The sequence below is a fragment of the Mesorhizobium sp. M4A.F.Ca.ET.090.04.2.1 genome (genome assembly GCF_003999085.1).
Classification (GTDB): Bacteria; Pseudomonadota; Alphaproteobacteria; order Rhizobiales; family Rhizobiaceae; genus Mesorhizobium.
Genome location: NZ_RZOT01000252.1, coordinates 1 through 8,341, shown reverse-complemented (window position 1 = coordinate 8,341; position 8,341 = coordinate 1). Strand labels below are relative to the sequence as shown.

At 65.1% G+C, this 8,341-nt stretch carries 9 protein-coding genes, 2 tRNA genes and 1 pseudogene; 7 read left to right on the top strand and 5 right to left on the bottom strand.

What is annotated here, in order from left to right:
• Nucleotides 1-343: M23 family metallopeptidase (locus EN781_RS18435; protein WP_145965546.1), on the top strand; the 343-nt coding region annotated here is incomplete at its 5' end.
• A gap of 104 nt (nt 344-447) precedes the next feature.
• Here EN781_RS18435 and EN781_RS35990 read toward each other — a convergent pair.
• A pseudogene (locus EN781_RS35990) lies at nt 448-738 on the bottom strand (hypothetical protein); the annotation flags it as partial.
• A 93-nt stretch (nt 739-831) separates the two neighbouring features.
• Between EN781_RS35990 and EN781_RS18425 the strand changes: the two are divergent.
• The 5 genes from EN781_RS18425 to EN781_RS18405 all read left to right on the top strand — a co-directional run bounded on the left by EN781_RS18425 (nt 832) and on the right by EN781_RS18405 (nt 5,713).
• A complete protein-coding gene (locus EN781_RS18425; protein ID WP_126054879.1) occupies nt 832-1,995 on the top strand; it encodes an ROK family transcriptional regulator in 1,164 nt (387 codons plus the stop codon).
• Complete coding sequence (locus EN781_RS18420; protein WP_126054880.1) at nt 1,992-2,756, top strand: ATP-binding cassette domain-containing protein; 765 nt, start codon at nt 1,992-1,994, stop codon at nt 2,754-2,756. Before EN781_RS18425 ends, EN781_RS18420 begins: the two co-directional genes overlap by 4 nt.
• 39 nt (nt 2,757-2,795) lie before the next feature.
• Complete coding sequence (locus EN781_RS18415; RefSeq protein WP_126054881.1) at nt 2,796-3,836, top strand: sugar ABC transporter substrate-binding protein; 1,041 nt, start codon at nt 2,796-2,798, stop codon at nt 3,834-3,836.
• A gap of 114 nt (nt 3,837-3,950) precedes the next feature.
• Nucleotides 3,951-4,946, top strand: coding sequence for an ABC transporter permease (locus EN781_RS18410; protein ID WP_126054882.1), 996 nt, complete (start codon nt 3,951-3,953; stop codon nt 4,944-4,946).
• Entirely contained in the window at nt 4,943-5,713 is a 771-nt protein-coding gene (locus EN781_RS18405) for an SDR family oxidoreductase (RefSeq protein WP_126054883.1), read from the top strand. Before EN781_RS18410 ends, EN781_RS18405 begins: the two co-directional genes overlap by 4 nt.
• A gap of 63 nt (nt 5,714-5,776) precedes the next feature.
• Here the strand turns inward: EN781_RS18405 and EN781_RS18400 are convergent.
• Nucleotides 5,777-5,852, bottom strand: a tRNA-Val gene (locus EN781_RS18400).
• Between the two features lie 218 nt (nt 5,853-6,070).
• On the opposite strand from EN781_RS18400, the gene EN781_RS18395 reads away from it, so the two are divergent.
• A tRNA-Asp gene (locus EN781_RS18395) sits at nt 6,071-6,147 on the top strand.
• A gap of 134 nt (nt 6,148-6,281) precedes the next feature.
• Here EN781_RS18395 and EN781_RS18390 read toward each other — a convergent pair.
• From EN781_RS18390 to EN781_RS18380, 3 genes are all read right to left on the bottom strand, one after another.
• Entirely contained in the window at nt 6,282-6,509 is a 228-nt protein-coding gene (locus tag EN781_RS18390) for a hypothetical protein (RefSeq protein ID WP_126054884.1), read from the bottom strand.
• A 472-nt stretch (nt 6,510-6,981) separates the two neighbouring features.
• Nucleotides 6,982-7,908, bottom strand: a complete 927-nt coding sequence (gene rbsK, locus EN781_RS18385; RefSeq protein WP_126054885.1) for a ribokinase — start codon at nt 7,906-7,908, stop codon at nt 6,982-6,984.
• Between the two features lie 4 nt (nt 7,909-7,912).
• Nucleotides 7,913-8,341, bottom strand: a 429-nt coding sequence (locus EN781_RS18380; RefSeq protein WP_127400216.1) for an RbsD/FucU family protein, incomplete at its 5' end; no start/stop codon positions are given.

The following is an 8,341-nucleotide window of genomic DNA, read 5'->3' as shown; positions in this document are numbered from 1 at the left end:
CGGCACCGCGGCCTTGCATTCGGGCATGGATTTCAGGGCGCCAATGGGCATGCCCGCCAAGGTCACAGCGGCCGGCGTCGTCACCAAGGCCGGCTGGAACGGCGGCTATGGCCGCATGGTCGAGGTCGACCATGGCAATGGCTTCGCTACGCGCTACGGGCACTTGAGCGAGATCGACGTGACGGTCGGCCAGAAGCTCGCGGCCGGCGATATTATCGGCAAGACCGGCAGCAGCGGCCGTTCGACCGGCCCGCATCTCCATTACGAAGTGCGCCACAATGGCGAGGCGGTCGACCCGCTGCGCTTCCTGACGGTCGGCAAGAAGGTCGCGCAGTATCTTTAGCCGCCCGCCGATCCCCGCTGCGCCGTCAGAAACATGGTTGCTGCCGAAATCAGTGTGAGCGCCACGATCTCCCGCGACACGATCTTCTGCAGCTCGGTGACCATCGAGCACGCCACGGCGATCGCATCGACACCCTCATACGGCCTTGCCGCATGCGCGGCGGAGCCGGTGACGCGGACATCGAACGTATCGCAGCCAGAGTGTAAGGACCGGGACGGACAGCGACCTTGCCGGACTGTGTGTACGGATCGACGTGAACGCGGCGTCGATATCGCCGAGCAGCCCCTCTTCCACCACCCGTCTTCCGCCCGACGGCTCGTCTTCCTCGGCCGGCTGGAAGACGGCGCTGACGGTGCCGCCAAACTTTCCCTCGACTGGCGGAGCTGCGCGGCCACGGCGTGTCGTCCACAATACCGAAATATTTTTGAATTCCATTTGACTGAATAAATCTTCGGTGCGAAGCTCTCGTCACTTCAGGAGCGCAAGGCATGGCATTGCGGGGGACCAATCAGGAGTTCGGGCGGCCCTACAACCGGCGCATCGTTCTGGAGTCCATCCGCCTCAATGGGCCGATCGCCCGCGGCGATATCGCCAGGGGCGTCGGCCTCACCGTGCAGACCGTGTCGACCATCGTGCGCGAACTGGAGGAACAGGGCTACATCCTGTCGCTGCGCGAAGAGCCGAAAGGCCGCGGACTGCCGCCGGCGACGCTCAGGATCAATCCCGAAGGCGGCTTTGCCGTCGGTATCCACCTCACCCCGCTCGGCATCGACGCGGCGCTGATCAACCTCAGCGGCGATGTCATCGAGAGCATGCACAGCGAGGCGCCGAACGTCACGCCCGATCACGCTTTCGACCAGATCGGCGCCATGGTCCGCGACCTGGCGGGACGGCGCGCCGGCGGACGCGTGCTTGGCGTCGGCATGGCGCTGCCCGGCCCGTTCGGCGTCGAATCGATGAGCTTCATCGGCCCGACGACCATGACCGGCTGGAAGGATGTGGCGCTGCGCGAGCGGCTGACGGCAGCCACGGGTTTGCCGGCCTTCTTCGAGACCGACATGGCGGCCGCGGCCATGGGCGAGCGGCTCTACGGCCTCGGCACCGGATATTCCGACTACTACTACCTCTATTTCGGCGTCGGCCTCGGCGGCGCCATGGTGCATGATGGCAGCGTGCTGCGCGGTGCCTGGGGCAATGCCGGCGAGATCGGCCACATCCCGGTCGTGTTCGGCGGCGAGCCTTGCCCCTGCGGCAACCGGGGTTGTCTCGAACGCTATCTCTCGCTCGATGCGCGCGGACGCTGGCGCGGCAGCGACGACGACTGGGTAATCGAGATCGGTCCGGTTTTCCGCAACGCCATCACCATCATCGAGAACCTGTTCGACCCCGAGACGGTGGTCCTCGGCGGGCTGGCGCCGCCGGCGCTGCTCGAACGGTTGGCGGGAGCGGCGGAGCTGCCCAATTCGGTCTCGGCCCGCAAGGACCGCGCCACGCCGCGCATCGTCGTGGCGCGCGGCGGCCAGCATGCGGTGCTGCGCGGCGCGGCCGCACTTGCCGTTTCCGGGGTGCTGTCGCCGCGCTTCGGCCAGATCTTCACCGCCAAGCGGCAGCGCGGCGGCGACCTCCTGAAAGGCGGAGACATCGCGGCATGAGCGAACCCCTGCTGGTCCTCGACAACGTCACCAAGAACTACGGCGCGATCCAGGCGCTGAAAGGCATCAGCTTTTCGATCGGGCGCGGCGAGGTGGTGGCGCTTCTGGGTGACAACGGCGCCGGCAAGTCGACGCTGGTCAAGATCATCGCCGGCGGGCTGGAGCCGACCTCCGGCCGCATGCTGTTCGAAGGCAAGGACTTCCTTGCCAAATCTCCGGCCGAGGCCAAGGCGGCGGGCATCGAGACGGTGTACCAGGACCTGTCGCTCTGCACCAATGTCGACGTGGTGGCGAATTTCTTCATGGGCCGCGAGATCACCCGCAAGGTGCTCGGCGTCCCCGTCCTCGACGAGCGCGCCATGGAGGCCGTGGTCGCCAAGGCGCTCGCCAATGCCGGCACCCGCATCCCGTCGCTGCGCACCAATGTCGAGCACCTTTCGGGTGGGCAGCGGCAAGCGATCGAACTCAACCGCTTCGTGCACTGGGGCGGCAAGCTGGTGCTGCTCGACGAGCCGTTCGCGGCGCTCGGCGTCGAGCAGACACGACGCGGTCTCGACATGATCCGCCAGGTGGCGAACCAGGGCATCGGCGTCGTCATCATCACTCATATCATGCAGCAGGCCTTCCAGGTCGCCGACCGGATCGTGGTGATCCGGCAAGGCGTCGTGGCGGGCGATGTCGCACGCAACAAGACAAGTCCCGACGCGGTGATCAACATGATCACCGGAGAGACGCTGGCCGGTGCCGGACCGGCGAGCTGAGGGACAAATGAGGGGTCCGGCGCAAGAGGAGCGAACGACATGAAGAGAATACTTCTTTCCGTCTTCGGTTTCCTGGCACTGGCCATTGCCACGCTCACGCCGGCATTCGCCCAGTCCAAGGGCACCGTCTATTATCTGGTGCCGACATTGCTCGATGAGTTCCAGACCGGTTCGGTGACCGCGCTGGAACTGTTCCTCAAGCAGGTCGGCTACGACTTCAAATCGCTGAACGCCGACAACAAGACCGACGCCCAGCAATCGCAGATGAATGACGTCATCGCGCTGAAGCCCGCCGCGATCGTCCTTGCGGCGGTTGACTTCAACGCGCTGAAGCCGTCCGTCGAAGCGGCCCGCGCCGCCGGCATTCCGGTGGTCGAATTCGACCGCCAGATCACCTCCACGCCGTCCGACTTCACCTCGGTCGCCGGCACGGTCGAGATCGGCTACGTCGCCGCCGACCAGGCCGAGAAGCTCCTGAAAGCGAAGAACGGCGCGGTGAAGGGCAAGATCCTGCAGGTGCTCGGCGATCCCGGCGATCCCTACACGCTCGACATCCAGAAGGGGTTCGAGGAGAAGATGAAGGCGTTCCCGGACGTCAAGATCATCTCGCTTCCGGCCATGCAGTGGGAAGCCAGCAACGCCGGCACCATCGTCGCCGACCAGATGCTCGCCAATCCCGATATCGACCTGATCTTCAGCCATGCCGCGCATCTCTCGGTCGCCGGCGTCGCCTCGCTCGAGGCTGCCGGCAAGAAGCCCGGCGACGTCATGATGATGAGCTCGAACGGCGCACCGGTCGGTCTCGACCTGATCCGCAAGGGCTGGCTCAACGTCGAAGTCGAACAGCCGCTCTACGCCCAGGCCGCGGCTATCGCCGTGTTCATGGACAAGATCGTCAAGAAGGAAGAGATCAAGCCCGGCGAATATGAGGTGCTTGGCCTGAAGTCGACGGTGACCAAGGAAGCCTGGGGCCCGAACATCAAGATCCCTGGCGCCGCCATCACCAAGGAGAACGTCGACAATCCGGCCTTCTGGGGCAACCAGAAGCCGCCGACCGAAACCGTAAAACCGGTCGAGTAACCACCAGGACCGCTCCGGGCTACCCGGCCCGGAGCGCCCCCTCAAAAGCGCCGCGCGCGTCGAAACGCGCGAAGCCGCAACACTGTCAAACACGCGCGCCAACCGGATCAGCTCATGAACCCCCGCACCCGCCATGCTCTCGAGCTCATTCTCGACAATCTCGTCTGGTTCATGCTGGTCTTCGTGCTGGTGGTGTTTTCCCTGCTCATTCCGAACTACTTCCAGCTCGGCATCTTCGCCAACATCATCGAGGCCTCCAGCGTGCTGGGCGTGATGTCGATCGGCCTGGCGCTGGTCATCATCGCCGGCCACATGGACCTATCGGTCGAATCGGTCGCCGCGCTCAGCGCCATGGCGGTCGGCATCTTGTTCTGCTCGTCGGGCATCGGCCTCGGCGTGCAACTGCACCCGCAATGGCTGATGGTCCCGGTTTCGCTGCTGCTCGCCGTCCTCGTCGGCGGCATCATCGGCGTCTTCAACGGCTTCCTGATCGTCAGGCTGAAGATGAGCGCCTTCATCATCACGCTGGCCTCCTACATCTGGGTGCGCGGCCTGGTGCTCGTCGTTTCCGGTGGCCGCTCGGCACAGGACCTGGCGCCGGCGATCCGCTGGTTCGGCATCCAGCGCCTGATCGGCCTGCCGCTCACCGCCTGGATCGCCATCGCCTGTTTCGTCGTCTTCTCGCTGATCATGGCCAAGACGCCGTTCGGCCGGCACCTGGTGATGATCGGCGGCAACGAGACGGCCACCTTCCGCGCCGGCATCCGCGTCAACCGCAATTTGATCATCGCCTTCGTGCTTGCCGGCGCCATCGCCGGTCTCGCCGGCTGGCTGCTGGCCATCCGCACCTCCGGCGCCACCGCCAATCTCGGCGTCGGGCTTTTGTTCAACGCCTTCGCCGCCGTCGTCATCGGCGGCGTCAGCCTGAAGGGCGGCGTCGGCACCCTGCCCGGCGTCTATGCCGGCGTGCTCTTGCTCTCGGCCATCAACACGGCGATCAACCTGATGGGCCTGCCGGCCAATTTCACCCAGGTGATCCACGGCCTGCTGGTGCTGGCGGCGGTGCTGCTCGACGCCTTCAAGCAGACCATCCGGCAGAGGCTGGCATGACCGGCCGGCTGCAGGACAGGGTCGCGCTGATCGTCGGCAGCGCGCGCGGCATCGGCAAGGGCATCGCGCAGCGTTTCGCCGAAGAGGGCGCGAAGCTCGTGCTGGCCGATACCGAGGCCGAGGCCGGACAAGCCACCGCAAGCGAGTTCGGCGCCGCCTTCATCCGCACCGATATCTCGCAAATGGCCGAGGCCGAGGCCGCCGTGGCGCTGGCGCTCGAGCAGCATGGCCGACTCGACATCCTGGTCCAGAATGCCGGGATTTATCCCTGGCAGCTGATCGAGAACACCAGCCCGGAGGACTGGGATAGAGTGATGGCGGTCAACCTGCGCGGCTCCTTTAATGCCACACGGGCTGCGCTCGTGCCGATGAAGGCGCAGCGGCATGGCCGTATGCTGTTCACCTCGTCGATCACCGGGCCGCATGTCACTAGCCCCGGCCACGGCCATTATTCGGCGACCAAGGCCGGAATCAACGGGCTGATCCGTGCCGCCGCGCTCGAATTCGCCGGCTACGGCATCACCGTCAACGGCGTCGAGCCCGGCAACATCCTCACCGAGGCGATCGAGCTGCATCGCGGTGCTGCCTATATCCAGAACATGCAGGACTCCATACCGCTCGGACGGCTGGGCAGCCCGCGCGACGTCGCCAACGCCTTCCTGTTCCTCGCCTCTGACGACGCCAGCTACATCACCGGCACGACCATCGTCGTCGACGGCGGACAGCTGCTGCCCGAAGGCAAGGATTTTCGCCTGCTGCCGCCGTGATCGTTGGCGGGCGTGGCCGAACGGCGAGATTCGCGTCAGGTGACTGCTTGAAGATGGCTGGGATGGTGGGCGATGACGGGCTCGAACCGCCGACATCTTCGGTGTAAACGAAGCGCTCTACCAACTGAGCTAATCGCCCGCTCCGGGCCGGACCTTTAAGCAGTTAGGGCAGGCTTCGCAAGGCCAAATGAACAGGCGCCGCGTTGGCCGCGTGGCGGTTTTCCAGCGGAAAGAGGCGGTTGTCAAAAAACCTTCTCCAGTTTGCTGATAAGGTGCTTTGCCGCGCTTGACACCCGGTGGCGAACCCCTTATCCAGCGGCCCAACGACGAACACGGCTGACACGTGCTCGTCAGTGCGCGGGTGTAGCTCAGTCGGTTAGAGTGCCGGCCTGTCACGCCGGAGGTCGCGGGTTCGAGCCCCGTCACTCGCGCCATTTCTTTCAAGGGCTTAGGCCCGGCCCCTCCGAAAAAAGTTTGACCTTTCCGGCGGCGGAGGGTTGCAGCTTTTCAATATGATCCCGTCCGGGAGCCCTGCGCCGGCTACGCTGCAAGCCTGATCGCCCGCGCTTCACGCCGGGGGCGTGTAATTTGTCGATACCCGGGCCAGTTCAGTGCCTTCCGATGGCCGCTTGTAGATCAGGCGCACGACCAGACCGACATATCCAATCTGAAGAATGACCATCGCAAGAATGGCCCAACCGAGCGCTGTCCAGACAGAGCCGGTTTCGATTCCAACCCAGATAGCCGTGACGAACGACGTCGCGAGCATGCCCACTAGAAACTGAGGAAAATACATGGCTGGAGCACCCAAGGTTTGGCGATTCAGGCGGCCTTCTCAGTTGTCAAAGAGCCCGCCGCTCCATTGGCGGAGCGGCGGGGCCCCCAAATTTGCCCCCCGGCTGTCGGGGTACGATCGACCCCGAGCATTGCTGACATTGCAATCGCGATGCCAGAAATGATGACCCATTACGGGACACCCAAGCCAAAGGCGCAAGACGTGATCACCGATAAACATTATCTGTGGCTAATATGTCACCAGAGGCCAAGGCGGAGAGGCCTTTTGGGCAGGCTTGCCGGTATGCCGGTCCAACGACAGCAATAAGCAGATCTCCGAAACCGCCTTGAGAACGTTCGGCCCCAGATGGTATTCGGGCATCCTGGCGACCGGGAATGTCAGGATGGAGGACGCCACCCGATCGGCCGCCTTGATGCCTAGTGGCCCGACGACAATCCGGACAGGTGGGGGCTGCACGCGACTCGGTCGGGAATTAACCCCGCGCCAGCAGCGCCTCGACTTCCTGCAATGTCGGCATCGACGGAGCCGTGCCAGGACGGGTCACCGAAATGCCGGCGACGGCGCAGGCGAATCTCACCGCCTGCAGCGGCTCGACGCCTTTCGCCAGTGCCGCCGCGAGACCGCCGTTGAAGGCGTCGCCGGCGCCCGTTGTTTCCACAACCGGACCTGCACTGACGGCGCCGACGTGGTCGGAGCCGCTCTTCGTGTGCAGCAGCGCGCCCTTCTCGCCGAGCGTGATGATGACAGAACCGACACCCCTCGCCAGAAAACTGTCGGCGGCGCGGCGGGCATCGTCGATGGACGACACCTTGATGCCGGTCAGTTCCTCGGCCTCGGTCTCGTTGGGGGTGACGTAGTCGCAAAGCGCATAGATGCGGTCAGGCAGCCTCGCCGCCGGGGCCGGATTGAGGATGGTCGTCACCCCTGCCTCGCGCGCGATCTCCAGCGCCTTCAGCGCTGCCTCGATCGGCTGTTCGAGCTGGGTGATGAAGACGCCGGCCGAACGGATCAGGCCGGCATGGGCCTCGATGTCGGCGGGCGAGATGAGCATCGCCGCGCCAGGGCTGACGATGATGGCATTGTTGCCGCTGGTCTCCTCGACGAAGATGTAGGCGGCACCCGTATAGCTCTCCGGCGTATCAATCACCGCCGCCTTCACGCCAGCCGCCTGCCAGGTGTGCTTGGCCATGTCGGCAAAGGCGTCGACGCCGAGCCGGGTCAGGAAGGTGGTGTCGGCGCCCAGTTTGCCGGCCGCGACCGCCTGGTTCGAGCCCTTGCCGCCCGGCCCCAGCTTGAAAGAGTTGCCGAGGATGGTCTCACCCATGCGCGGCTGGCGATCGGCGCGATAGGCGGTGTCGGCAACAAAGACGCCGAGGATGACGACAGGCTTCCCGGGCATCGCCCTACTCCGCATCCGGCGGAATGACGCCCTTGCGGAAGGCGAAACAGCCATAGAAGCGGCGCTCGCCGGTCTGGATGACGCAATAGGCCTTCTTGGCGCGCTCGTAGAAGGCGTAGCGCTCGATCGAGATCATCGGCCAGGCCTTGCCCTCGGCCTTGTCGATCTCCTTCTGCACCTCCTTCTGCACCGGCGGGATCTCGTCAGGATTGCCGACGATCTCCATGCGGGCGGCGGCGTCGTCGACGAAGCTGTCCAGCGGATAGAGCGACAGCACCGCCTTCACCACCTCCGCCGCCGGCGCGTCGATGCGCAGCAGATAGCCGAGCTCCGTCTGGCGGGCGACCGAATCGGCCGGGAAATTGGTGTCGCAGATGATCAGGTCGTCGCCGTGGCCCATCGCCCGCAGTGCCTGGAGCACGTCGGCGTTGAG

Excerpts from the sequence above, each read along its gene's own strand:
- EN781_RS18405 (WP_126054883.1), top strand. The coding sequence starts at position 4,943 with ATGACCGGCCGGCTGCAGGACAGGGTCGCGCTGATCGTCGGCAGCGCG.
- rbsK (WP_126054885.1), bottom strand. The coding sequence starts at position 7,908 with ATGCCCGGGAAGCCTGTCGTCATCCTCGGCGTCTTTGTTGCCGACACC.
- EN781_RS18410 (WP_126054882.1), top strand. The coding sequence starts at position 3,951 with ATGAACCCCCGCACCCGCCATGCTCTCGAGCTCATTCTCGACAATCTC.
- EN781_RS18420 (WP_126054880.1), top strand. The coding sequence starts at position 1,992 with ATGAGCGAACCCCTGCTGGTCCTCGACAACGTCACCAAGAACTACGGC.
- EN781_RS18415 (WP_126054881.1), top strand. The coding sequence starts at position 2,796 with ATGAAGAGAATACTTCTTTCCGTCTTCGGTTTCCTGGCACTGGCCATT.
- EN781_RS18425 (WP_126054879.1), top strand. The coding sequence starts at position 832 with ATGGCATTGCGGGGGACCAATCAGGAGTTCGGGCGGCCCTACAACCGG.
- EN781_RS18390 (WP_126054884.1), bottom strand. The coding sequence starts at position 6,509 with ATGTATTTTCCTCAGTTTCTAGTGGGCATGCTCGCGACGTCGTTCGTC.